The 24,923-nt window shown below is 38.9% G+C and carries 28 protein-coding genes; 8 read left to right on the top strand and 20 right to left on the bottom strand.

Features of this window, described 5'->3' with window-relative positions:
• Window positions 1–18 precede the first annotated feature (18 nt).
• From tpiA to GVV20_RS02975, 13 genes are all read right to left on the bottom strand, one after another.
• Window positions 19–762 (bottom strand): triose-phosphate isomerase, encoded by a 744-nt coding sequence (gene tpiA, locus GVV20_RS03035; protein ID WP_159812793.1) that lies wholly within the window; start codon window positions 760–762, stop codon window positions 19–21.
• Window positions 763–765: 3 nt separating this feature from the next.
• Window positions 766–1,965 (bottom strand): phosphoglycerate kinase, encoded by a 1,200-nt coding sequence (locus GVV20_RS03030; RefSeq protein WP_159812791.1) that lies wholly within the window; start codon window positions 1,963–1,965, stop codon window positions 766–768.
• Between the two features lie 158 nt (window positions 1,966–2,123).
• Window positions 2,124–2,531, bottom strand: coding sequence for a hypothetical protein (locus GVV20_RS03025; RefSeq protein WP_159741102.1), 408 nt, complete (start codon window positions 2,529–2,531; stop codon window positions 2,124–2,126).
• 43 nt (window positions 2,532–2,574) lie between these two features.
• Window positions 2,575–2,766 (bottom strand): copper chaperone, encoded by a 192-nt coding sequence (locus GVV20_RS03020; RefSeq protein ID WP_159649366.1) that lies wholly within the window; start codon window positions 2,764–2,766, stop codon window positions 2,575–2,577.
• A 69-nt stretch (window positions 2,767–2,835) separates the two neighbouring features.
• Window positions 2,836–5,286, bottom strand: coding sequence for a heavy metal translocating P-type ATPase (locus tag GVV20_RS03015; protein ID WP_159741101.1), 2,451 nt, complete (start codon window positions 5,284–5,286; stop codon window positions 2,836–2,838).
• Window positions 5,287–5,309: 23 nt separating this feature from the next.
• The gene (locus GVV20_RS03010; protein ID WP_159741100.1) at window positions 5,310–5,510 is read right to left on the bottom strand and encodes a heavy-metal-associated domain-containing protein; all 201 of its coding nucleotides are present in this window, start codon (window positions 5,508–5,510) and stop codon (window positions 5,310–5,312) included.
• A 371-nt stretch (window positions 5,511–5,881) separates the two neighbouring features.
• Complete coding sequence (locus GVV20_RS03005; RefSeq protein ID WP_159741099.1) at window positions 5,882–6,172, bottom strand: hypothetical protein; 291 nt, start codon at window positions 6,170–6,172, stop codon at window positions 5,882–5,884.
• A gap of 178 nt (window positions 6,173–6,350) precedes the next feature.
• Window positions 6,351–6,635: a hypothetical protein gene (locus GVV20_RS03000; protein ID WP_159741098.1), complete on the bottom strand. Its 285-nt coding sequence runs from the start codon at window positions 6,633–6,635 to the stop codon at window positions 6,351–6,353.
• Between the two features lie 86 nt (window positions 6,636–6,721).
• Entirely contained in the window at window positions 6,722–7,441 is a 720-nt protein-coding gene (gene deoD, locus GVV20_RS02995) for a purine-nucleoside phosphorylase (protein WP_159639186.1), read from the bottom strand.
• Between the two features lie 60 nt (window positions 7,442–7,501).
• Window positions 7,502–8,287, bottom strand: coding sequence for a GNAT family N-acetyltransferase (locus tag GVV20_RS02990; protein ID WP_159741097.1), 786 nt, complete (start codon window positions 8,285–8,287; stop codon window positions 7,502–7,504).
• A 141-nt stretch (window positions 8,288–8,428) separates the two neighbouring features.
• On the bottom strand, window positions 8,429–11,038 hold the full coding sequence (adhE, locus tag GVV20_RS02985) for a bifunctional acetaldehyde-CoA/alcohol dehydrogenase (protein ID WP_159741096.1): 2,610 nt from the start codon (window positions 11,036–11,038) through the stop codon (window positions 8,429–8,431).
• Window positions 11,039–11,197: 159 nt separating this feature from the next.
• On the bottom strand, window positions 11,198–11,593 hold the full coding sequence (locus GVV20_RS02980) for an MJ0042-type zinc finger domain-containing protein (protein WP_159741095.1): 396 nt from the start codon (window positions 11,591–11,593) through the stop codon (window positions 11,198–11,200).
• On the bottom strand, window positions 11,590–12,441 hold the full coding sequence (locus GVV20_RS02975; protein WP_250690169.1) for an aldose 1-epimerase family protein: 852 nt from the start codon (window positions 12,439–12,441) through the stop codon (window positions 11,590–11,592). Before GVV20_RS02975 ends, GVV20_RS02980 begins: the two co-directional genes overlap by 4 nt.
• A gap of 122 nt (window positions 12,442–12,563) precedes the next feature.
• Here GVV20_RS02975 and GVV20_RS02970 point away from each other — a divergent pair, with 122 nt between their 5' ends.
• Window positions 12,564–13,328 (top strand): lipoyl protein ligase domain-containing protein, encoded by a 765-nt coding sequence (locus GVV20_RS02970; protein WP_159741093.1) that lies wholly within the window; start codon window positions 12,564–12,566, stop codon window positions 13,326–13,328.
• 49 nt (window positions 13,329–13,377) lie between these two features.
• On the opposite strand, the gene GVV20_RS02965 is transcribed toward GVV20_RS02970, so the two are convergent.
• On the bottom strand, window positions 13,378–13,785 hold the full coding sequence (locus GVV20_RS02965; protein ID WP_159741092.1) for an OsmC family protein: 408 nt from the start codon (window positions 13,783–13,785) through the stop codon (window positions 13,378–13,380).
• Window positions 13,786–13,994: 209 nt separating this feature from the next.
• Here GVV20_RS02965 and GVV20_RS02960 point away from each other — a divergent pair, with 209 nt between their 5' ends.
• The 3 genes from GVV20_RS02960 to GVV20_RS02950 are packed head-to-tail and all read left to right on the top strand — an operon-like array spanning window position 13,995 to window position 16,184.
• Window positions 13,995–14,714: a methionine ABC transporter ATP-binding protein gene (locus GVV20_RS02960; protein ID WP_159741091.1), complete on the top strand. Its 720-nt coding sequence runs from the start codon at window positions 13,995–13,997 to the stop codon at window positions 14,712–14,714.
• On the top strand, window positions 14,711–15,373 hold the full coding sequence (locus GVV20_RS02955) for a methionine ABC transporter permease (RefSeq protein ID WP_159633547.1): 663 nt from the start codon (window positions 14,711–14,713) through the stop codon (window positions 15,371–15,373). The genes GVV20_RS02960 and GVV20_RS02955 overlap by 4 nt, the downstream gene beginning before the upstream one ends.
• 13 nt (window positions 15,374–15,386) lie before the next feature.
• Complete coding sequence (locus GVV20_RS02950; protein WP_159741090.1) at window positions 15,387–16,184, top strand: MetQ/NlpA family ABC transporter substrate-binding protein; 798 nt, start codon at window positions 15,387–15,389, stop codon at window positions 16,182–16,184.
• A 41-nt stretch (window positions 16,185–16,225) separates the two neighbouring features.
• Here GVV20_RS02950 and GVV20_RS02945 read toward each other — a convergent pair whose 3' ends face one another.
• From GVV20_RS02945 to GVV20_RS02925, 5 genes are read right to left on the bottom strand one after another with little or no spacing between them, the layout of a single operon-like run.
• The gene (locus tag GVV20_RS02945; protein ID WP_159741089.1) at window positions 16,226–16,969 is read right to left on the bottom strand and encodes an ABC transporter permease; all 744 of its coding nucleotides are present in this window, start codon (window positions 16,967–16,969) and stop codon (window positions 16,226–16,228) included.
• Entirely contained in the window at window positions 16,962–17,972 is a 1,011-nt protein-coding gene (locus GVV20_RS02940; RefSeq protein WP_159741088.1) for an ABC transporter substrate-binding protein, read from the bottom strand. Before GVV20_RS02940 ends, GVV20_RS02945 begins: the two co-directional genes overlap by 8 nt.
• 7 nt (window positions 17,973–17,979) lie before the next feature.
• Window positions 17,980–18,747: an ABC transporter permease gene (locus tag GVV20_RS02935; protein WP_159644650.1), complete on the bottom strand. Its 768-nt coding sequence runs from the start codon at window positions 18,745–18,747 to the stop codon at window positions 17,980–17,982.
• Window positions 18,734–19,498: an ABC transporter ATP-binding protein gene (locus tag GVV20_RS02930; RefSeq protein WP_159812789.1), complete on the bottom strand. Its 765-nt coding sequence runs from the start codon at window positions 19,496–19,498 to the stop codon at window positions 18,734–18,736. Before GVV20_RS02930 ends, GVV20_RS02935 begins: the two co-directional genes overlap by 14 nt.
• A 12-nt stretch (window positions 19,499–19,510) precedes the next feature.
• Window positions 19,511–20,692: a PucR family transcriptional regulator gene (locus tag GVV20_RS02925; RefSeq protein WP_159741007.1), complete on the bottom strand. Its 1,182-nt coding sequence runs from the start codon at window positions 20,690–20,692 to the stop codon at window positions 19,511–19,513.
• A 169-nt stretch (window positions 20,693–20,861) separates the two neighbouring features.
• On the opposite strand from GVV20_RS02925, the gene GVV20_RS02920 reads away from it, so the two are divergent.
• Window positions 20,862–22,073 (top strand): MFS transporter, encoded by a 1,212-nt coding sequence (locus GVV20_RS02920; protein WP_159741008.1) that lies wholly within the window; start codon window positions 20,862–20,864, stop codon window positions 22,071–22,073.
• A gap of 4 nt (window positions 22,074–22,077) precedes the next feature.
• Entirely contained in the window at window positions 22,078–22,836 is a 759-nt protein-coding gene (locus tag GVV20_RS02915; protein WP_159741009.1) for a nucleoside phosphorylase, read from the top strand.
• Window positions 22,837–22,870: 34 nt separating this feature from the next.
• On the opposite strand, the gene GVV20_RS02910 is transcribed toward GVV20_RS02915, so the two are convergent.
• On the bottom strand, window positions 22,871–23,170 hold the full coding sequence (locus tag GVV20_RS02910; protein ID WP_159741010.1) for a hypothetical protein: 300 nt from the start codon (window positions 23,168–23,170) through the stop codon (window positions 22,871–22,873).
• A 246-nt stretch (window positions 23,171–23,416) separates the two neighbouring features.
• Here GVV20_RS02910 and GVV20_RS02905 point away from each other — a divergent pair, with 246 nt between their 5' ends.
• Window positions 23,417–24,112, top strand: coding sequence for a GntR family transcriptional regulator (locus tag GVV20_RS02905; protein WP_159633577.1), 696 nt, complete (start codon window positions 23,417–23,419; stop codon window positions 24,110–24,112).
• A complete protein-coding gene (locus GVV20_RS02900; RefSeq protein ID WP_159741011.1) occupies window positions 24,109–24,912 on the top strand; it encodes a triphosphoribosyl-dephospho-CoA synthase in 804 nt (267 codons plus the stop codon). Before GVV20_RS02905 ends, GVV20_RS02900 begins: the two co-directional genes overlap by 4 nt.
• The last annotated feature ends 11 nt before the right edge of the window (window positions 24,913–24,923 follow it).

Here is a 24,923-nt window from a genome sequence, read left to right as displayed (position 1 = left end):
TCTATATTGATTATCTAATTACTTAATTGCATCAATGATTGCTTTGAATGAGTCAACTTCTAATGAAGCACCACCAATTAAAGCACCATCAATGTCTTCTTGTGACATGTATTCTGCAATGTTATCTGGTTTTACAGATCCACCGTATTGTACACGTACTTTGCTTGCAACATCATCACCGAAGATGTTACGAACTTCATCACGAACTAATGCACATGTATCTTGTGCAATTTCAATTGTTGCACTCTTACCTGTACCAATAGCCCAAACTGGTTCATAAGCGATTACTAAGTTTGATACAGCTTCTGGAGCTAATCCAGCTAATGTACCAGCAACTTGTTTACGAACTACTGATTCTGTTTTACCAGCTTCAAATTCGAACAATGTTTCTCCAACACAGATGATTGGTGTCATTCCAGCTTCAATAACAACTGCAGCTTTTTTATTGACTTCTTCATCTGTTTCGTTGAAGTATTGACGACGTTCTGAGTGTCCTAAAACAACCCATTTAACACCGATTTCTTTCAACATTTCAACTGAAACTTCACCAGTGTAAGCGCCGTTTGGTGCCCAGTGTACGTTTTCAGCAGCAACGTGAATGTTTTTCGCAGCATTTACAGATGTGTGTAATGCTGTGAAAGGTACTGCAACACCAAAGTCAGCTTTGTCTGTTGCGAATGCATCAACACCATCAAAGAATGATTGTGCTTGTGCATTTGTTTTGTTCATTTTCCAGTTTCCGAAGATAATTGGTTTTCTCATTTTTTATTTATCCTGAATTGCAGCAATTCCTGGCAATTCTTTTCCTTCCATAAATTCCAAGCTTGCACCACCACCTGTTGAGATGTGAGTAATTTGGTCTTTAAATCCTAATTGAATAGCTGCGGCAGCTGAATCACCACCACCGATAACACTTAAGACTTCTGGAAGTTCTGTAATTGCTTTACATACTTCTAATGTTCCATTTGCGAATGCTTCGAATTCGAAGACTCCCATTGGTCCATTCCATACTACTGTTTTAGCGCCTTGTAATTCATTTTTGAATAGTTCGATTGATTTCGGTCCGATATCGAGCCCCATCATATCTGCTGGAATAGCATCTGCTGATACAACAACTGGTGTTGCATCGGGTGCAAATTCAGCGGCAACGACTGTGTCAACTGGGAGAATCAATTTGTCTCCAGCTTTTTCCATAACTGCTTTCGCAATATCAATACGATCCATTTCAACAAGTGATGTTCCGATTTCGCGTCCCATTGCTTTGTAGAATGTATAAGCCATTCCACCACCAACGATAACTTTATCTGCAACATCAAGCAAGTTTTCAATAACATTGATCTTATCGCTAACTTTAGCTCCACCTAAAATCGCTACGAATGGGCGTTTTGGTGCATAGATTGCTTCTGTTAAGAATTTAACTTCTTTTTCCACAAGGAATCCAAGTGCTGAAGGTAAGTGATTTGCAATACCTACAGTTGATGCGTGAGCACGGTGTACAGATCCAAATGCATCTGTTACAAAGAGATCACCCAATCCAGCCCAGTACGTTGCAAGATTGTCATCATTTTTGCTTTCACCTGCTTCATAGCGTGTGTTTTGCATTAATACAATGTCACCATCGTTCATTGCTGCAACAGCTTCTTCTAATTCGATTCCGCGTGTTACAGGAACAAAAGTAACGTTTGTTTCAGGCATTAACTCTTGTAAGCGTGTCGCTACTGGAGCCATGTTGTTTTTAGCTTTGTCAGCTTCTGTTTTTTCAGCGTCCTTATGGTTTACTTTCCCCAAGTGTGACATAAGAATAACTTTTGCGTTATTTTCTACCAAGTATTTGATTGTTGGTAATGCACCATTGATACGGTTGTCGTCTGTAATGACGCCATCTTTTAACGGAACGTTAAAGTCTACACGTACAATGACACGTTTGCCAGCAACATCCAAATCTGTGACAGTTCTTTTTGTCATAATTGCCTCCTTATATACGTTGACTATTATAGCAAATAAACACTGGATAAACAATGATATCAACATCTCTTGTTCTCGTTTTCACAATAGTCTTATAATTTGTCACCTATATTTTGATTGATTGCGAAAAGTTTCATTTCCATCACAAAAAAATACCGCTAAGCGGTATGATTGACGACAATATCTTGTTCGATCATTGTCAAGATTCGATAGAGACGGGCAAATACCGCTTCAATACCATAAACTGCTTTATAAATTTGCCGTTTGGTATGATTAATTGTTGTTGCATCAAACCGTTGAAGAATGCGATAGCTTGCATCGTATTGATACGTTAGCGCATTCGCATAATGACACCGTTCAAATTCTGTCTCGACAGCTTCCAACAGCGGCATTAATGTTTCCACTTCAACTTTTAAAATCTTAATAATGTTCTTGGCTTTCACATGCTGTGACGAAACCGTATAGGTAATTGCATTTAAGCGGTATGCCGGTTTTTGAAGTAACGTCTCGATTTCAAAGAGACGTTCTGCAGCTTTATCAATGATAGCCAAATCAAATGGTTCCATGAAATCACCTCGTGTATCTATTATATCACAGAAAAAAAGCAGGCTATTGTATAACATAACCTGCTTGGATTATTGCTTGTTTTGCACTGTGAATGACATCGTTTGAGCCACTTACCGTGACACTACTTGTCGCTGTGCTGATTGTGAATTCAATACGTGTATTTTCGAGTTCGTATTGTACTTTCTGACGATCTTCTTCAGTTGTTAATCCTTTTACAAAAATTATATGTTTCATTCAAACACCTCTTAGTGCCATTGTACGTTTTTATGACACAATTTTCAATGAAAGCATTTTGAAATGTGCTTAATGCTTCACTTTGAATTTGCGAAGGCGCAGTGCATTTGTAACAACAGACACGGATGAGAATGCCATCGCTGCTCCAGCAATCATTGGATCTAATAACGGTCCGTTGAAGAGAAGTTTGAAGAGTCCCATTGCGAATGGAATCCCTACAACGTTATAAGCAAATGCCCAGAACAAGTTTTGTTTAATATTGCGCATTGTCGCTTTACTTAAAGCAATCGCATTTGCGACGTCCTTGATGTTATCACGCATCAGAACAACTTTAGCAGATTCAATCGCAACATCTGTTCCCGTTCCAACAGCAATTCCTACATCACTTTGAACAAGTGCAATGGCATCGTTGATTCCATCACCGACCATCATTACTTTTTCTCCGCCTTCTTGAAGGCGTTTAATGTTGGATGCTTTTTCATCGGGTAAAACTTCCGCTAAAACATGAGAGATACCAATTTGATCGGCGATTGCTTTTGCCGTATCTTTATGGTCACCTGTCATCATCACTACATCAAGTCCCATTTTTTGTAACGCTGCAACTGTTTCAATTGCTTCATCTTTAATCGTATCCGCAACGGCAACAACACCGACAACTCGATGATCTAACGATACAATCATGGCTGTCTTTCCAGACTTCGCAAATGTATTGACGTCATTTTGATAAGCGGACATATCATTGGCTTGCTCACGCATTAATTTTTCATTTCCAATATAGAGTGGTTTCCCTTGATAGAAACCTTGCACCCCACGACCAACCAACGCCTCAAAGCCTTCGATATCATCATAGACAACATTGAGGTCTTCTGCACCTTTGACTAATGCTTGTGCTAAAGGATGCTCTGACATGCGTTCGATTGATCCAACAATGGTCATCAAGGTTGCATCATCAAGGTCATGAGACACGATATCTGTCACCACTGGTTCACCATATGTTAATGTTCCTGTCTTATCAAAGACAACTGTATGAATATGAGATGCCTCTTCTAATGATTCTGCTGATTTGATGAAGATACCATTTTGTGCACCAACACCCGTTCCAACCATAATTGCGGTTGGGGTTGCTAATCCTAATGCACATGGACATGCGATAACTAGTACTGTTACAAATACAGTCATACTTAATTCAACATCACCAGAATAGAAATACCAAAACACTCCAGAAATAATTGCGATTCCAATAACGATTGGCACAAATATACCAGACACCTTATCGACCATTTTCGATATCGGTGCTTTTTCGTTTTGAGCATTCTCTACAAGTTTGACGATTTTCGCAAGTGCGGTATCTTCATTACTTACAGTTGCTTCAACGATCATTCGTCCATTTATATTCATGGTTCCCATTACAACATTGTCACCAACAGTTTTATCAACTGGCATACTTTCACCAGTTAACATCGCTTCATCGACACTACTGTGTCCTTCAACAACAATTCCATCCATTGGAATCGATGATCCTGGTTTCACGACTAAGTGATCACCAATACTAATTTCGTCACTATCAATCTCGACCTCAACGCCATCTCGCAAGAGAATCGCTGTTGCAGGTTTCAAATTTAGAAGCGCTTTGATAGCAGATGAAGTTTTTGCTTTACTCATGGATTCGAAGTATTTACCAAGACTTATGAGCGCTAAAATAACAACGGCTGTTTCTAGGTATAGATGGTGAGCATAACTTGCATCACCCATGAAGATACGAGCGGTTCCATAGAAACTGTAGACAATGGCTGCCCCTGTTCCAATGGCTACCAAGGTATCCATATTTGGAGAACGTTTCATTAATGTTTTAAATCCACGAATAAAGTAACCACGGTTAACCCATACGACAGGAATTGTGATTGCCCATTGGAATAAGGTATAGCTTAATGGATTTTTCATCATATCGACGAATGCAGGCTGTGGTAATTTTATTGAGAACATTTGCCCCATTGTTATGTAGAGCATAATCGCACCTAATATTAACCCAACAATAACCCCACGACGTTCTTTACGTTGTGCTTTAATGAGAGTGTCGTCATCTTCAATCACATCTTCCATGCGAACCGCACCATAGCCTTGGCCTTTGATTGTTTCAATAATATCGAAAAGCTTTACTTGATTGGGATCATATTCAATGTGAGCACGTTCCATAAGTAGATTCACGGTTGCTTTTTCAATTCCCGGAACCGCACTCAGTGCACCTTCAACGTTCGCAACACATGATGAACATGTCATATCTGTAATTTTTAGGTCTACACTTTTCGTTAATACTTCTTCAGCAACACCATAGCCACTGTCTTCGACAGCTTTGATAATGGCTGCTTCTAAAACATCATCACTCATGGTCACTGATGCTTTATTTGTTACCAGGTTTACATCGACCGCCTCAACACCTGCAACCTTTGAAATTGCTTTTTCAACGTGTAGCTGGCATGAAGAACACGTCATCCCTGTTATTTCATATGTTTTAGTACTCATAGTCTTTCCTCCAAGATGGTGGATTATTGTGCTGAATAACCACTTTCATTTATAGCTGCAATGATTTGTGCATCGGTAACAGACGCATCGGCTTTAACTTTCGCAATGCCTGATGCAAGATCGACATCGACTGTTTCAACTCCCGTAATATCTTGTACAGCATGTGTTACGTGTCGGACACATCCTCCGCATGTCATTCCTGTTACTTTAAATTCTTTTTCCATGGTAAATCCTCCTTGGTTTTATATCGTTTACATTTGTAGTCTATCATTGTTTTTTGGGAATTGCAAGAGATTGACTTCAAATAGTTTACATTTGTAATCAAAATCAAAATACGCACACAAAAACGCGAACACGGGGGGGTTGTGTTCGCGTCTCGTACCCTACTTAAGGATACTCTAATTATAATCTATCTACGCTATAATGCAAAAGAACTTTGCACAATTCACAAAATTTTAATATTATTTACGAATACATCTGTTTTATGAAGTTAGCAATAACCCCGTTTAAGTGGCTTTTTAACGCAATATCTTTTAATAAAAAACTCTTCGCTTTATCATTCTAGAGCCAAAGAGCTTTTTAATCCTTCTTAAACTTACATTTTATCTTGTTTGCTGCGGCTAATCTCTTCTTCACTGCGATCGATTTCATCATTACGGCGCGCTGATCGATCAAGTAAATACATGAGGAGACCAAAACCAATAACCACTAAAAGTATTGACGTAAATTGACCCGAAGACATTCCAAAGACACTATTTTCCTTCTTTGTTGTTTCTGCAAAGACTACACTATAGGGTGAAGTGTAAAGTCCAACACCGATAACACTAACAATCGCTAATCCCTTCATGAGAAGCGATTTCAAAACAAATTTCCCATTTTTTGTCATGTTTCCCTCCTATGACAAGTGGTGCATTCATTTTAAAGATATGATGCACGCACCATCTCTGTATTGATACATTTATTATAATGTATTGTGTGTTTTTTGTCACTTTTGATGAATTGTTTTGGATGGATGTGCATTATTATCCTTTTAAAAATCAATTGAGTTAAACTCAACAGCGATGTTACTTTTTAAAAGCTTTCATCAGGCTCCTGACATTGTATCCTACCACAAACATTCCAACCGTCATAAACATGATATCAGCAAGTTTTAGGCGGTTCGATACATCTAAAAAAAGGATTGTAAGCCCGAGATTTGTAAGAAGCAATCCGGCTACAATGTAGACTCCATATTGTACTTTACGAAATTTACTGTGTTCAGGTACTGTAAAGGTACTCACGATGAGTGCGAGAAAAATACCTGTGACCATTAAGATTATGCTAGCGATAATTGCAGGTGTTAAGTCCATCGGTTGTACCTCCTTGTATTTCTATAATATAGGAGGTACATAAAATACTCAACACTGAAACAAAAAAAGAGTGGCTTACGCTACTCTTAGAATGTAATAGTTGATGCTGTATCCAACGCAATTTCCATCATTTTAGTAAATGACAATTGTCGTTCTTCAGCTGAGGTAACTTCGGATGTTACAAATGAATCTGAAATTGTTAGGATACATGCTGCATGTTTTCCTAATTTTTGTGCATTTGCAAATAATGCGAATGATTCCATTTCAACACATGATACACCGTGGTTATCACGAAGTTCTTGCCATGTTTCACCAGAGTCACGGTAGAATACATCACTTGAGTGTACACGATCTTCTTGCATTGGAATTCCAAGTTTAACGGCACTTGCGCGCAATGATTCGTTAACTTTTGCACTTGGTTTCAAAGTATCCTCTTCGTAACCAAAAGCGACTTTCGCAAAACTAGACTCACTGTACGCACTGTCTGCCATGATTACATCATAAACATTGAGTCCTTCTTTGTATGAACCTGCTGAACCAATACGAATGATTGCTTCAACGCCAAATTGTGTATAAAGTTCATAGGAATAGATACCAATACTTGGTTGTCCCATTCCTGAACCCATGACAGATACTTCTACCCCATTGTAAGTTCCTGTATATCCAAACATATTACGAACTTCGTTAAATTGCTTTACATCCTTTAAGAAAGTTTCTGCAATAAACTTTGCACGTAATGGATCTCCTGGCATAAGTACTACTTTTGCGATTTGTCCTTGCTCTGCATTAATATGTGGTGTTGCCATCTATTGTCCTCCTGACATCATCTATTTTCATTATACATGAAAGTGGCAATAGATATAAGACTAACGTTTCACATCGTTCATAAAATACTGTGTTAAAGGCGCATATCCCATTTTTTCATAAATTCGAGCGGCATTGGGGTTATCGTAGAAGAGCACGCCTTGTTTCCCAGCTGCATACAAGTCATCACTTAACTTTTTGACAACTTGAGTAGCATAACCTTTTTTGCGAGCATCTTCTAAAGTTGCGACACCAACAATCATCGCACTGAATTCTGTCTGTGCAACATAGCTTGCCACTGTCACAACATTGCCATCTTCCACAAACCCGTAGACAACTCGTTCACCGGATTCAATGCCGGTTCGAATACGATCGACATCACGACTTTCTTCACTCGCAAATGCCAGTGTTTCGATATGCGCAATTTGTGCTGCGAATGTCGCATCCAACCTTTGAACTGAATATGTATCTACATCAAAATCATTCGGTGTATAAACAGACATGGTTGTCGGGCGAGGTTCTTGAATATAAGGCAAAATATGGTCGCCCAATAAGTCCATGGTTGGCTTTGTAACCATGATTCGTTTAAAGGGTAAGTCTTTAAATAATTTGTCGATCATTACAATCAGTGACTCTTGAATCTCTGTAGCATAGATGTGGATTGAATCGTCTCGAAAACGGAAGATCACTCCAACAAGTTCCCCATCTTTATAATCACCATAATATGTTTGAATCGTATCATCAAATCCAAAAGCATCTAAGTCACCGATGAGGAAGAGATTATAGTGAGGTTCAACGGCTAAGAAAGCTCTCAATTCTGCTTCGTTATCTTGGTTTAGTTTCTTCATAATATCCTCCTTTTTGATATTTATTACAGTGATTATAGCATGTTAAAGGATTGTTGCAACAGTTTTCAGAAAATGAATATGAATTGTTTCAAACCAATTAAAAACACGATGACAGAATCATCGTGTTTTATGTTTGATTAACTATTCGCCGTAGTATGCTTGTTTTAAGATTGCACGCATATCTTCAACCATTGGAAGACGTGGGTTACATGGTGAACATTGGTCTTCATAAGCAAGGTAAGCAATTTCTTTTTCGTATTTGAGGAATTCTTTCTCATCAACACCTTGTGCTTTAAGATTCATTGTTACACCACAACGAACTGCGAGGTCGTGGCATGCTTGAGCATAGCTTTCAACACCTTCTTCAACAGTATCAGCTTTTAATCCTAAGATTCGTGCAAGTTCTGCATAACGTTCGTGGGCACGGTAGACATTATATTTTGGCCATAATGATGGTTTTTCTGGATGGGTTCCGTTATAACGAATTACATGTGGCATCAAGATTGCGTTGATACGTCCATGAGGTACGTGGAAACGTCCTCCGATTTTGTGAGCCAATGAGTGGTTCATTCCTAAGAATGCGTTCGCAAATGCCATACCAGCCATTGTTGATGCATTATGCATTTTTTCACGGGCAATTAAGTCATTTTTACCATCATGAACACAACGTTCGAGGTATTCAAATACCATCTTAACCGCTTGAATGCAAAGTCCATCTGTATAATCGTTTGCAAAGTTTGATACAAATGCTTCTGTAGCATGCGTCAAGACATCAAGTCCTGTATCTGCAGTAACAGATGCTGGAAGGTTTGTCGTAAAGATTGGGTCAACGATCGCAACGTTTGGCACCATTGAGTAGTCTGCAAGTGGGTATTTTTTGTTTGCCACTTTGTCAGTAATAACCGCGAACGGTGTTACTTCACTACCTGTTCCTGATGTTGTAGGAATACATACCATTTGTGCTTTTTGTCCTAAGTCTGGATATTTAAAGGCACGTTTACGGATATCGATGAATTTTTGTTTAAGGTCATTAAAGTCTGTATCTGGGTGTTCGTAGAAGATCCACATACCTTTCGCAGCATCCATTGGTGATCCACCACCCAAAGCAATAATCGTATCAGGTTGGAATGATTTCATCATCTCAACACCCTTACGGACTGTTTCGATTGAAGGATCTGGTTCAACATCAGCAAAGAGTTGAATATCAACACGGTTTGCGCGGAGGTTTAATTGTTCTGTAATTAAGTTTGCAAATCCAAGATCGACCATAGATTTGTCAGTTACGATGAAGACACGTTGCACATCACGCATTTCTTGAAGGTAACGAATCGAGTTACGTTCGAAATAGATTTTTTGAGGAACTTTGAACCATTGCATATTATTATTTCGTCTCCCTACTTTTTTGATGTTTAAGAGGTGTACGGCACCCACGTTATCACCAACAGAGTTATGGCCATATGATCCACATCCAAGTGTTAATGAAGGGATAAAGTCGTTATAAACATTTCCGATACCACCAAATGTTGATGGTGCATTCCAGATAATACGGATTGCTGGAATCGCTTCTCCAAATTGTTCTGAGATTTCTTTTGATTTCGTATGAATCGCTGCAGAGTGACCCATTCCGTTAAATTCAACCATTTGACGTGCTAATGCGATTCCTTCGTCTGTACTCTTTGATTTAAGAACTGCAAGAACTGGTGACAATTTTTCGCGTGTCAAGACTTCTTTAGGTCCAACTTGAGCACATTCAGCAGCAATAATAACTGTATTTGAAGGGACTTTAATACCTGCTTGTTCCGCAATCCATGTTGCATCTTTACCAACAACATTTGGATTTAAGACTGCATCAGCATAGTTCTTATCCGTTGATGCGACGCCAAACATGAATTTTTCAACTTTTTTCTTTTCTTCTTTGTTAATGAAGTAGACACCGTATTTTTTGAAACGTTCTACAGCTTCATCATAAACTTCCGTATCGATGATAACAGCTTGTTCTGATGCGCAGATCATACCATTATCGAAAGCTTTGGAAAGTGCAATATCGTTTACAGCTTGTGGAATGTCCGCTGTTTTTTCAATATATGCTGGAACGTTACCTGCTCCAACACCTAATGCCGGTTTACCACATGAGTAAGCTGCACGAACCATGGCGTTACCACCAGTTGCTAAGATTGTTGCAACACCTTCGTGATTCATTAGTTCGTCTGTTTTTTCTTTTGATCCACGTTCGATCCATTGAATGCAATCTTTAGGAGCTCCAGCGGCTACAGCTGCGTCACGAATAACTTTCGCTGCTTCAACACTACATCTTTGTGCTGATGGGTGGAATGAAAAGATAATTGGATTACGGGTTTTTAATGAAATTAATGATTTAAACATTGCTGTTGAAGTAGGGTTTGTTACCGGTGTAATACCACAGATAACACCAACTGGATCGGCAATTTCTGTAATACCTGTTACATCATCGTCGCTGATAATGCCGACGGTTTTTAGATGGCGCATGTGGTTAATAACGTGTTCACACGCAAACATATTTTTAGTTGCTTTATCTTCAAATACACCACGGCCTGTTTCCTCAATAGCCACTTGTGCAAGGTAACCGTGTTGGTCAACACCTGCAACACTTGCTTTCGCAACGATGTAGTCGATTTGTTCTTGATCGAGCTTTAAGAATTCTTCTAATGCTTTCTGTCCTTTTGCAACGAGTTCGTTTACCTCATTGTCAATGACTGTCTTTTTGTCTGTCATAAAGTCCTCCTTGTTATTTCTTTCACATTGTTAGTATATCGTTGTTTCAAGTTCCTTGCGAATGTTTGCAAGCTTATTTGACTAATAATTTGACATAAAAAAATAAACGCTTTGTGTAAAGCGTTTACATTGTGAAATAATTAACTAACTTTGGTAAGTTTAAGATTTTGCATCGAATTTCGTTGCACATTTTGGACATTTTACTTCAATTTTTCCACGACCTCGGGGTACGCGCATTTCAGTTTTACATTCAGGACACTTTAAATATTTGTATTTTGGAAAGTCTTTGATGCGTTGTGTTACTTTACGAACCTTCGCACGCCACTTATGCCATAAATAGAGATATGCCTGATTCTCTTGGAATCGTTTGGTCGTTTGCTTCGAAAACATTCGATAATAAACAAAAGCCATAATCCCTACCCATACAAAGATAAGCCAATTAATATTGAAAATCATACTTAGTAGCGCAAGTACCAACGAAAAATACAATAAGTGTGTATTTAACTTATCGGTTCCGTATCGACCGCGCATAAATTGCATAAATTTTTGTCTCATATAAATCTTAACGAATAGCTATACGATTTATCCGTATTTGCCTCCAATTCTTCAATTGCATATTTTTCCTCTAGTTTGCCACTTGCATCAATTCTATCGGTAATACCGATCCATGGTTCGATGCAGATAAATGGTGAGAGTGCGTCGTCAACAACGGATGTCCAAAGTCCCACAAAATTGAAGCCTGGGAAATCGGCACGAACCGTATCACCATTTCGTTTATTGACAAGCTCCACCGCATCAACATTCGTATAGATGATTGCATCATTTTTAAATGCATCAAAAGTTACTGCAACTGGATTCAGTGTTTCCATCGGAATTGCTTGATCAACATGGCCTTTTGTTAAGGTCAGTTCACTCACATCTTTTTGGGCATCGAATCGGAATTCATAATCACCATCAGCATCCAATGCAAACGCAGGATGGCCTCCAATGCCGTAGTACATTGTTTTAGTATCTTTATTAAAGACTTGCCATGTAATGCTTACAACGTCTGCAATTAAACTGTATGTAATCACAACAGCGTGTTCAAACGGATACACCGCTAACTTCGAACCCTTGCTTTCGTATTGGAAACTTACTGAGGATGCGTCATTGCTAAGAACCTCAAACTGTTGATCACGTAAGAATCCATGCTGGGAAAGCTCATATTTTTGACCATCATAAACATAAAAGCCATCTTTTACGCGTCCAACGATGGGAAACAAAACCGGAGAAACGCGTCCCCAGTACTTGGCATCTCCACGCCACATGTATTCACGTTCTTTAACTTTATGGTAGACGGATCGTAACTCAGCTCCCATTGGGTTAATCGTTACTTTTAAAATATCATTTTCTAGTAGTATCATCATTCACCTCTGTCATAGGAGCATTATAGCATAATTCGTATTAATTTCTTTGAATTCTGTATGAACAAATATCTTTACCAATCACATCTTAAGGACTATGATTATTTACATGGAGGTATACGATGAAAGGCTTAATCATTAATGAATTGGGGAAACCCGAAAATGCGATGCATTCAACGGCAATGGACGATTATTCGGTTCGCACCGTTGATCAAGACACGCTTATTTTGCACCTCTTCCAGCATGAAGGTGTCAATATGGGTTTGGACGATACGAAAATTCCAGCATTTGAAAAAGGGCTCGCTTACTATCATAACCATGATACATCCGTAATTGTTCGCAATTCGGGAGGGCGCTCCATTGTCTCGGACTCAGGTGTCCTCAATATGTCACTTGTCTTGAAGTCAAATGCAAATATGTATGATAATTACCGCTATTTGGATCAGTTCATCCGCGATGCTCTATCCCCCATTACCCAAACAATTGATACTGGAGAAATAATTGGCGCTTATTGCCCTGGAAATTCTGATATGAGTATCAACGGACGCAAGTTCTGTGGGACTGCCCAGCGCAAACGTTTGGATAGTGTTGCATTGGTATGTTACATCGGTGTTGATGGGAATCAAGATCAGCGCAGTTCTTTAGTTCAAGGCTTTTATGAAGCTATGGATTATGATGATATAGTGGTACATCAAGATTTCATGGGTACACTGTCATCACTCACAGGGCTTACGCTTACAGTTCCTCAAGTCGCACAGCTGATGATTGATGAACTGAAACGCCGTACTGATTCTACTTACGAAATTACAGGATATGATACAACACAAGACGCATTTAAAAATTCAATGGACATGACGCATCGACAAAATCGTGTTTTATCCAAATAATACCAAACAAAAAGCGTACCAAGGTACGCTTTTCTTAAATTATTATGAATTAGTATGCTTCAACTTCAACAAAGACATGTTCATTTGCTTGGATTAATTTTGAAACAGGGCAACGTCGGTGTGCTTGTTCTGCAAGTTGTTCAACTTTATCCATTTCTAATCCTTCAACTGCCACAAATGCACGCATTGCAAAGTAAAGACCTTTGGTTTCTGGTTGTGGATGAAGTGTTACCTCTACACGAACGCGACTCTCATTATCCCAGCTTCGCGCTTTCATCAATGCTTGCACGGTTTTATTTAAACATGTCGCCCATGCCATTCCCATAAATTGCTCAGGGTTTGCACCTGCTTGATTTGAGGTAGGAGACGCAACCTTAATCTTCCATTCTCCTTCAATACGTGTTTCGTCTTCCATTTTGGAATCATTGACTGCTAATGTTTTATACAATTCGCTCATTTAAAGCACCTCTTTCTTTACCCTATTCTAGCACACATATAAGAAATATTTATCTTGTTTGCCTTAAAACAGTGGCTTTTGATAGGTTTTTATTGCATGCGAACCGCATCACAAATTAAATCTTAAAACTTGAACCAGATGCCCGCACAATACGTGCAATCGCTCTCATTAAGGCTTATAATGAACGCGGGTCAAAGGTTGGTGAAGAAATGATACGATTTGAAAATGTCTCCAAAGCCTATGATGCATTCACAGTTCTCGATTCCGTGAGCTTTGAAGTGCACCGTGGAGAAATCTTTGGAATAATTGGCGAAAGCGGTGCTGGCAAGTCGACGTTGTTACGGTTGATGAATCAACTCGAAACACACGATACTGGCACGGTGTTTGTGAACGGTACCGATATGAGTACCCTCACTGCAAAAGCCCTTCGTAACATACGGAAAGAAATCTCGGTTGTTTTTCAAAACTTCAACCTTCTCAAAAACCGTTCAGTCGCTGAAAATGTTGCCCTACCATTAACACTTAGCAACATGCACAACACTGCACGGGTCGATGAGGTTTTAACGTTTGTAAATTTGCTTGATAAAAAGGATCACTATCCAAATCAATTATCTGGAGGCGAACGACAACGCGTTGCAATTGCGCGCGCATTGGCAACAAATCCAAACATCTTGATTTGTGATGAACCCACTTCTGCACTGGATCCGAAGTCAACCGCAGGCTTACTAGATGTTTTGAAATCAATTAATGAAACTTTTGGAACGACCATTGTTGTCGTTACGCATCAGTTAGAGGTTGCGAAAGCAATCTGTAATCGCGTTGCAGTCATGGAACGTGGCATTCTAAAAGATGTAGTCACTGTTAACAATCTACCAATGGAAACAGATACATCCTATGTCGCACATGCTAAGGCGGTGCTTCAACGATGATGGCACATATCCTTCAATATCAAGCTGAGATTCTTAAAGCATTAGGCGAAACTGGAATTCTAATTGGAATTTCCACATGTTTCGCGATTCTCGTTGGATTACCCTTAGGAACACTTATTTACCTAACACGTAAAGATGGTGTTCTTGAGAATCGCATTGCCTATACGTTAGGAAATCTTTATGTTAACGTAGTCCGTTCTTTCCCATTTTTAATTTTCATCGTAGCAATGATTCCAGTAACACGATTTCTTTTAGGTAAATCGCTTGGAACCATTCCTGCATCCATTCCCCTTTCCTTTGTTGCCGTAGCAATTTTTGCCCGTTTCGTCGAGCAATCATTACTAGATGTCCCTCAAGAAATTGTCGATACGGCACTTTCTATGGGCGCAAGCGTTCCACAACTTATTACGAAGTTCCTTTATGTAGAAGCGCGGTCCGGAATTGTTCTTGGACTCACGTCGTCAATTATTAGTTTTGTTTCCTACTCTACCGTTATGGGTGCAGTAGGCGGCGGTGGTATCGGAGACTTTGCAATGCGTTATGGCTACCAACGCTTTGATTATCTTTTACTTTATTCGATAGTTGCAGTCATGATTGTGATTGTTCAAGCAATTCAGTTTGTTGGAACAACCATTGCACGAAAAATAGATAAACGATGAGGAGATTGAGAATATGTTTAAAAAAATACTAGTTTCATCACTTGCATTATTAGTTCTGACAGCATGTGGCGCCACTGCTAAGGATTCTAAAGAAGACAAAGTTATCAAAGTTGCATCACACATGGAACCGATGACAACCGTCGTTACCATTGCTGGCGAAGTACTCGCAAAAGATGGTTATACTGTTGAACTTGTTCCTGTATCAGATAACGCTGCAGCTAACATTGCATTAAACAATAAAGAGATTGACGCGAACTTCTTCCAACATGTTCCGTTCATGACAATGTTTAACACTGCTAACAATGGCACACTTGTTGGCGTTCAACCCATTTACGATGCAATCGTAGGGTTCTATTCAAAAACAGCATCTGACATCAAAGATTTACCAACAGATGCTAAAATTGCCATTCCTAACGATCAAGTTAATCAAGCACGTGCATTAATGATGCTCGAAGCTGCTGGTCTTATCAGTTTAAATGGAAAAACACACGATGCAACTTTAAAAGATGTTGCAGCAACAAGTTATCAATTCGTCGAAGTTGATTTACTCACATTGACACAAGCATACGATGAAGTAGATTTAGTATACAACTACCCTACATACATCAAAGCACTTGGATTAACACCAAAACAAGATGCTTTAATTCTTGAGACATCCGGATCAACACACTACGCTATTTCACTTGTAGCACGTGAAGATAATAAAGATTCAGAAAAAATCAATAAATTGAAAGAAGCAATGACAAGTAAAGAAGTTAAAGATTTCTTAACGAACGAAGAAAACTCAAAAACACTTGCACCTGCGTTCTAAAGCAAATTAAAAGCTAGCATAATCGCTAGCTTTTTTTAGTTTTAATTCCAATAAATGATTTTCTTTTCAGCATACTCTGCAAGATAATATAAGATAAGACCAAGCACAGACAGAATGACGACTGAGCTGAGAATTATTTTAATATCGTACATTTCACTTCCATAGACCAACAGGTACCCAAGACCAGCTTGAGCCCCCATCATTTCACCAATGACTGCTCCTGTCATCCCTTGAGTCACAGAAACTTTGATCCCACTTAGAACTGCTGTCAATGAATACGGTAGTTCTACATGAATGAATCTTTGTAAAGCATTTCCGTTTAAGACCGTCATATAATCGATATAATTTTTATCAATATTTTTGATGACCGTACTTTGCGCAATCATAACAGGGAAAGAAACAACTAAGATAACTAAAGCAATTTTAGACGTTGCACCTAACCCAAACCATAAAAGGAAGAGAGGTGCAAGTGAAATTTTTGGCGCAATTTGTAGAATCAAGATAATAGGTGTCAATAATCGGTCCACTAATTTTGACTTCGCAATTGCATATCCCAACGCAATCCCAACAAGAATTCCATAGAATGTCCCAACGATAACTTCATGCAGTGTTGTTAAAATATGTTTCGTAATTGAACCTGTTGCAAACTGATTTCCCATATATTGAACCAATTCAACTGGGCTTGGCATAATATAGTTCGGTACCTTCGTAACTTGAACAGCAATTTGCCATATCACGAGAATGATAACTGTGAGAATCATAGGTCTGATTATTTTTTTACTCATGGTTTGCACCTCCTTCAACGATTAATTCCGAAGCATCGTATGATTTAGAGATAATACCAAATTTTGCAAGATCATCGATGAACAATTGATATCGCTCACGATTATTGTAGCCAAATCCATGAATCTTCGTATCATCACTTTGCCATAATCCGTTAACATAGGCATCATCCATTATCGTCACGAATTTATCTCGAGAGTTTTTAGCTGATTGAGCATAGTTGTCAATGGATAAGTCGACGGCATCCTCAAGATTTCCATCCGTAATATATTCGAGTGATTTGTTGAGTGCGTTCGTAAAGCCTTCAACAAGCTCAGGATTTGTTTCTAAGAAGGTGTCACTCACTATAACAACGTTTCCATAGGTAGTTGTAAACTCGTTAGATCTAAATTCTGATACGGATTCTCCATTTGCTCGAAGCTCATAAGTACGCAACATTGAAAAACTGATGGCATCAACTTGATCTGTGATTAAGGCATTCACAATGGCACCTGTACCAATAATCTTAATTGTGACATCGTCGATGGTAAGTCCTTCTGTCTCGAGCAACATTTTTAGTTGACTATAATTAGGGCTACCATATGAGGTAATACCGATTGTTTTCCCTTTTAGATCACTCGGTGTTTTAATTCCAGATGCATCTTTGAAAATGACTGAACCCAATCCATTTTGTAACGTTGTGTGGACAATTTTTACAGGAACGCCGTTTGCACGTCCGATAATAACTGGGTCTGCATTCGGAAATCCGAATTCTATATTGTTGGATCCAACATTTTTTACAATTTCAGCTGCTGAAGCATAATAGAACGAAACATTAAGACCTTGTTCAGCAAAGAAACCACGTTCTTGAGCAACATACATTGGTGCATAGTACGGAACTGCTGCACCATCAATTTGAACACTTACATCAATCAAACCATCTTGATTTGGTGTGTACGTGTGACTTTTTTGCCCACATCCTGCGAGCATTACTGTTAGTAAAAGTATTGTAATAATTCGTTTCATAATCGACCTACTTCCAAAAGACATACTTGCGCTCAAGTATTTCGATAATCTGATAGAGAATCACACCAAGGATAATCGTCACTACAATCCCAGCGATTAACAGTGGTGTATTGAATGTGGATGACGCAAAGGATTGAATATAACCAAGACCATATTGTCCTGCCATCCATTCTGCAACTGTTGCACCGATTATTGCTTGAACAATCGCAATTTTAAGCGACGCAAAAACTTCGGGTAGAATATACGGAATCTCTAAATCAACGATTGTTTTTGACTTTGGCGACTGAACAACGTGTAACAAATCATAATATGATGACGGAATCTGACGCAGTGCAGATTCAATCCCAATTATTATTGGGAATACAACCATCGAAAATACAACTATAATTTTAGACGTCAGGCCCAGTCCAAACCAGACCACAAAAAGCGGTACTAACGCAATTTTAGGTGCAACTTGGAGAAAAATCAAAATTGGTTTTATATAATCACTGAGAGTTTCTGATTTGTAAATTGCATAGGCAATAATCGCCCCAACAATAACTCCCAAAATAAATCCGACCAAAACTTCATACAAAGTGATGCCAATATGAAGCCAAATACTACTTCCACTAAACTGATAGACCAACTCTTTCAACACACTCAGAGGTGCTGGAAGCATGAAGTGTGGCACTTGAACGAGTGTCACATAAAGATGCCAGATCAGAATAAAAACCGTGATAGACGCTACGGTATTTAGTAACGGGTGCTTATCAAAAGTATTTCTAATTGTCTTCATTGAGCAGCCCTCTGAGGTGTTTCGCATAGGTAGTGAAGCGTTCATCAGCACGGATGGATAAATCACGATCTGCCGGAAGATCTATATCAACAATTTCTTTAATTTCGCCTGGGCGAGCTGACATAACAATGACTTTTGATGAAAGAAATACTGCTTCATCAATGTCATGGGTTACGAATACAACAGTCATTTTTTCTTCACGAGAGATTCGTGCCAGTTCTAAATTGAGCGTATCGCGAGTAATTGCATCTAGAGCTCCAAATGGCTCATCCATTAATAATAACTGAGGACTATAGGATAATGAGCGGACAATTGAAACTCGTTGCTTCATTCCTCCAGATAGTTCTTTTGGTAGCGAATTTTTAAATTTTTCTAAACCTGTTGTTTTCAAAAGATGATCAACATATTGGAGATGAGCATCCGTCATCATATTTTTCACTTTAAGTGGGAAAATCGCATTTTTATATACAGACTTCCATGGAAATAGCACAGATTCCTGAAAAACAAATCCGATGTTATCAGCTATTGGACCATCGGTGAAGTATTCAATGTTACCACTATTGTATGTTTCAAGTTGAGATACAATCCGAAGCAATGTAGATTTTCCACATCCAGATGGACCGATAATTGAAACAAACTCTTGACTATTAATTTCAAAATTTATATCTTTGAGTGCCGTGATCGTTTCATTCGCTTGGTTTACGAATGTTTTATTTAGATTTTGAACACTGACAATACGTTTACTTGACATAATCTATCTCCCTTATTGGTTGTACTCAGCAATGACCGCTAAGTATAACTTCACTTTGTTTTGTGTCACATTTAAATTTAATCCTGTCACATTTTGAACTCGCTTTAAACGATAATTCAAGGTGTTGATATGGATGTACAGTTGTTTGCTCGTCTCTTGGAGGTTTTCATTGCAACGGAAATACATCAGTAATGTGTCATAAAGAATCGACCCTTTGCGCACAGTGTGTAATGTGGACATTAGGAATGTATCCATATCCGAACCAATGCCCTTGTAAATCATGTGGTAAAACTCGACATTTTCATAGGCTTCAATATAACCACCTTCAACATCATGATTTGTAAAACTCAAAGTAAATTGGGCTTGATCAAGAAGTTGCGGCATAAATTTAATATGCTCGATGTTACTCAGTCCGACACTCAGCACATTTAAATTCTCTTTGTATTGACCCAATGCTTCGATTGAATAGTGCTTTAATTTCAGTTCTTGGAGTTGTTCTCGATTCCCAAGAAAAATGATAATAAAACTATTCAACTGGCGTACAAACAAGTATTCTGTAATCTTCGATGTATTAATTAAATCTGAACACATAAGTTGGACAGTTTTAAAAAATGCATCAAAATGAACATTAATGCGATTGTCTTCTGAGTCCGCCTTAAAATTAAAATTAGCAACCAAGCAGTCTAAATTCGTAATATCGACATCGTACGACTTAAATGAGTCAACAATTAAACTGTCTATCGTTCCGTTGTTAAAAATAATATTGTAGGCTGCACGTTCTCTAAAATCATTGTATTCTTTGATATTAAAGAGCATGGAATTGACATAATTCATAATCTCAAGATATGTAACATTGTGGGGTATCCATAAGATTGGGAATTCTAGATTTTCGGTAAGAGCTTCGAGCTCGTCCTTAGACGGGCGATCTTCCTCAATAACTTTTATCGCAAGACATGTTGCATGCTTTTGTTTGAGTGTCTCAATTAATGATGTTAGGCCCTCTTTTGACTTTGGAAATGTTGAACTACTTGTAAGTATGAGTTCTCCGCCTTTTACCCACTGGTCAACATTTACCGTTTCCATTACGGTTATTGAAGAAACGGATGCATGTTCCGCGTATTCTGCACGCTTGTTAAGCGATACGATATCGAATCGTCGATTCAGTGCATCGTATATTTCTTTTAAACTAATCATTGCAATCTCCTGAGAGCGCTACCGTTCCGCATTCATTATATAGCGGTATCCGCTTACAAACAATTGTATTATAACACAATAATTTTCGATATTTATGTGTGATTCCACAATATTTTATTCAATGTGTGTTTGTTATAGTTAAGGCGTTCAAAGTCGAAGGGAGACAAATATGAATACAATAACAGAAACACATGATAACAAGTCATATCGTCGTCAAGCTTTATTCAGCTCGATGGCTGGGCTCGGATTACAAAGCATGAGTACTATGATGTTATCATTTGCACTCAGTTCCATGATTCTTGATTTTGGAATCAATGGTGCCGCTGGAGGATTTATTTCCACAATTACGAATATCGGGATGCTTGTAGGAGGTATCATATTCGGGACACTCGCTGATAAATACGGTCGAATCAAGATTTTTGCAATCACCGTCGCAATTTTCTCTATCGCTACAGGAATGATGGCATTCGCAACAAATATTACGATGGTTTACTTCTTACGATTCCTCGTTGGTGTCGGTGGTGGTGGTGAATATGGTGTCGTAATGTCACTTGTCGCCGATGCTTTCCCCGCAGAGAAACGCGGACGCATGAATTCATTTGTTACCATCGCAGGTCAAGTTGGTAGTATCATTGCAGCCATCGCAGCAGCAATCATCATGCCAAGCTTCGGTTGGAAAGGCCTCTTTATTTTTGGTGCATTGCCAATCTTCTTAGCAATTTATGTTTACCTAACTATGGATGAATCTGCATCATGGAAAGAACAACGTCAACAATCTACGGAAAAAGCTGAAAAAATTGGGATCTCTGAATTATTCAAAGAAGGACGTGCAGCTACTACAATCAAACTAACGATTATGGCTACAGCTCAAGTTGCAGGTTACTTTGGTTTAATGAACTGGTTACCTTCAATTCTACAGAAAAAAGCTGGTATTAGTATTTCGGGTTCTTCAATTTGGATGATCGCAACAATTGTCGGGATGTCCCTAGGAATGCTCGTATTTGGTCAAATTATGGATAAACTTGGTGCTAAAAAAGCATATGCTTCATTCCTAATTGCATCCGCCCTCGCTGTTTATCTCTACTCATTCGCATCCTCTAACCTTGGTATCCTAATTGGTGGTGCTGCTGTTGGATTCTTTGCAAATGGGATGAATGCTGGTTATGGAGCAATCGTTGGAAACCTTTATCCAGCACGCATTCGTGCAACTGCCAATAACATTATCTTTAACATTGGCCGTGCTGTTGGAGGATTCTCATCGGTAGCAATTGGATTCTTCCTCGATAACTACTCGTTAACAATTGCAATGCTTTTCTTATCAGGACTGTATTGTGTTTCTTTAATTACTGTACTATCATTGAAAATAAATACAAAGGAGTAACATTATGAGCATACATTTAAAAGGATTAAAGCCTGGCGATTTAGGAGAAGTAACACTCATCGTTGGCGATCCAGGTCGGGTTGAGTTAATATCATCATTATTTACGAACGTGGAGTCAGTTGTTGATACCAGTCGTGAATTTGTCTTGTATGTTGGCGAATATCAAGGACGTCGCGTTTCTGTTTGTTCAACAGGTATCGGAGTTGGTTCTACAGAAATCGCAATTACAGAACTCCTGGAGAATGATGCACAAATGATAATTCGCTGTGGTGGCTGTGGTGCATGGCGAGAAGGAATCAATCCCGGTGATATTATTTTAAATAGTGGGATGGCACGTTCTGAAGGACTATTATCAGCCTATGTACCTGCAGTTTATCCTGCGGTTCCAAACCCCTTGCTGCTATCACAAATACACAATGAATTAACTTCAAATCATAAGACAGTACATGTTGGCATTGGGCTTACATCGGAAACATATTATTTCGGACAAGGGCGCACACCAGCATTGAACACACGAATTGAGACACCTAATCTTATCGAGTATTGGGAGCCTCGCGGCATTATTAACTGTGAAATGGAAACTGCGGTTCTGTATCTACTTGGATCACTTTATAACATTCCAGTTGCAAACTGCCTCGTAGTTCATGTTAGTCGTACGAATGAGAAATGGACAAACGATGAAGACTATCGTCGCCTCCACCGTGAGTCGGCAGAACTTGTCTTAAATGCTGCTCTAAAATTCGTTAACACAAATACGCAATAATCCCCTCAAAAAGCAAGCTCACGCTTGCTTTTTTTTAATAGAACATCCGGATATTCCATAATGCGGCAAATGCCCCCACTGCTAACGCCCCACCAACAACGCCACCTGCGATTACCGCGGCAGTTCCAAACTTCATATAGGCTGCACCATAGCCCATGCGAACCACACCCCACAATCTACTTGTATTAATCCCAATCGCCTTGAGTGCTCGATTAGCCGACGGAACACCTAAAATAAGTCCACGAAGGTTATTAAAAAAGCGTTGACCATCGGATCCATTGATTCGTTCGTGTTGCTCAATCAAATCATAATGCATTGGTAATTCTAAATTCATGTATATCATCTCCTAATTTTAAATATGATCCCTCCCTCACTCCTCCTATTCAAAATCGAATATTCTTAACAATTTATAAAGTACATCGAAAATACCGTGATAAAGAAAACACCAAAACGCACTTATTAGTGAATATATGTACAATTTATAGTGTATACAGTGTATACATCATTTTGACCTATACTAGAAAAATAGCATATAATAAGAATAACCATGAGCTTACTAAGCAAGCAAGGAGATAAATATATGAAAGATTACATGGATAGAGTTATTGACTTGGTTGATTTGAGCCAAAATTTGCCGCTCAATCAAATCATTTACGAAGGACTTCGTACCGCAATCATTAGTGGTGTTATTCCTATGGGGGAACGTATCAATGAAAAATTCTATGCTGAATCACTCAACGTAAGCCGAACACCTGTTCGTGAAGCATTACGACGGATTCAAGATGAAGACATTGTCCAATACATTCCAAACTACGGAATTGTCGTCACAACATTTAACTTAGACGATGTTCGCGAAATTTATCAAATTCGTACAGCATTGGATATTCTCGCAGCTACAAATGCCATGCAATTAATGAATGACGAGCGCTTTGCTCGTATGGAAGCGCTGCTTGATCGTACCGATGCTGCTCAAGCTGCTAACGATGTCAACAGTGTCATTCAAATGTCTAAAGAGTTTAATACAATGATCTATGAATTCTCTGAGATGCCACGTCTTGAAACCATTCAGAATCGGCTTCGTGACTATCTAACACGCTTCCGTGATATTTCACTTACGGCTGCACCACGTCGTGAGCGAGCTTTGGCAGAGCACCGACTCATCTATCGTTGCCTGAAAAACGGTGATGTCGAGCAAATGAAACTTGTGATAACCGAACATCTTGCACTATCAGAAGAGTTTATTATCTTAGCAATGGAATCAGAACAACACGCATGAGTCAAGATCAACTCGTTTCCCTTGCACTCAAAGCACTCATTCAAGAAGTCACCTTAACGCCAAAGCCTGGACTTGTTGATCCTTACCATCCAGGAGCACATACTGACATGGATGCCTTTACCTTTATTGATAGCTGTTTTGCATTAGTACCTGGGTTTCATGTTTATTATGAGATTGGAGCACAACATCACGGCACATTACCAGAACTCTTCGCAAATATTCGCCAAGCAGGCATCGATAATGAAACTAAAATGTTTACAGCTACAGCGAATGTTAACACGCATAAAGGTGCCAATTTCATGTTTGGTATCTTAATTGCTGCAATTGCTTATCTTGATTACCCAGACTTAGAAACATTACAAACTAGCATTCAAACTATGACAGCTGGATTGGTTCAAGCAGAACTCGGTTCGCTAACCCAGTTCCAAACACATGGTGAAAAAATGTATGAACAATACGGTTTTACAGGCATTCGAGGCGAGGTCGAAGCCGGTATGCCACATGCCTTTAATCTAGCACTTCCGATTCTTAAAAATGAGTCCGTACCCTATGATCAACGCCTCAAACGTGCTTTACTCCAACTTATCGCAACCAACGATGATGCAAATATGGTCAAACGTGGAGGCATCTTAGGACTTGATTATGGAAAATCACTGGCAGCTATGGATTATCACGATCTCGACTACCATTTGAGCTACATGAATCGCATGTTCGTTCAAAGAAATTTGAGTCCGGGGGGAAGTGCAGATTTACTTGCCATTACAATTTTCTTGTATCTCTATGATAAGGAACGGTTCTAACAGCAAAAGCA

This window comes from Erysipelothrix aquatica, from assembly GCF_009828775.2.
GTDB lineage: Bacteria > Bacillota_I > Bacilli_A > Erysipelotrichales > Erysipelotrichaceae > Erysipelothrix > Erysipelothrix aquatica.
Note: the sequence above shows the minus strand (reverse complement) of the source record. Positions and strands in the feature narration are given on the sequence as shown.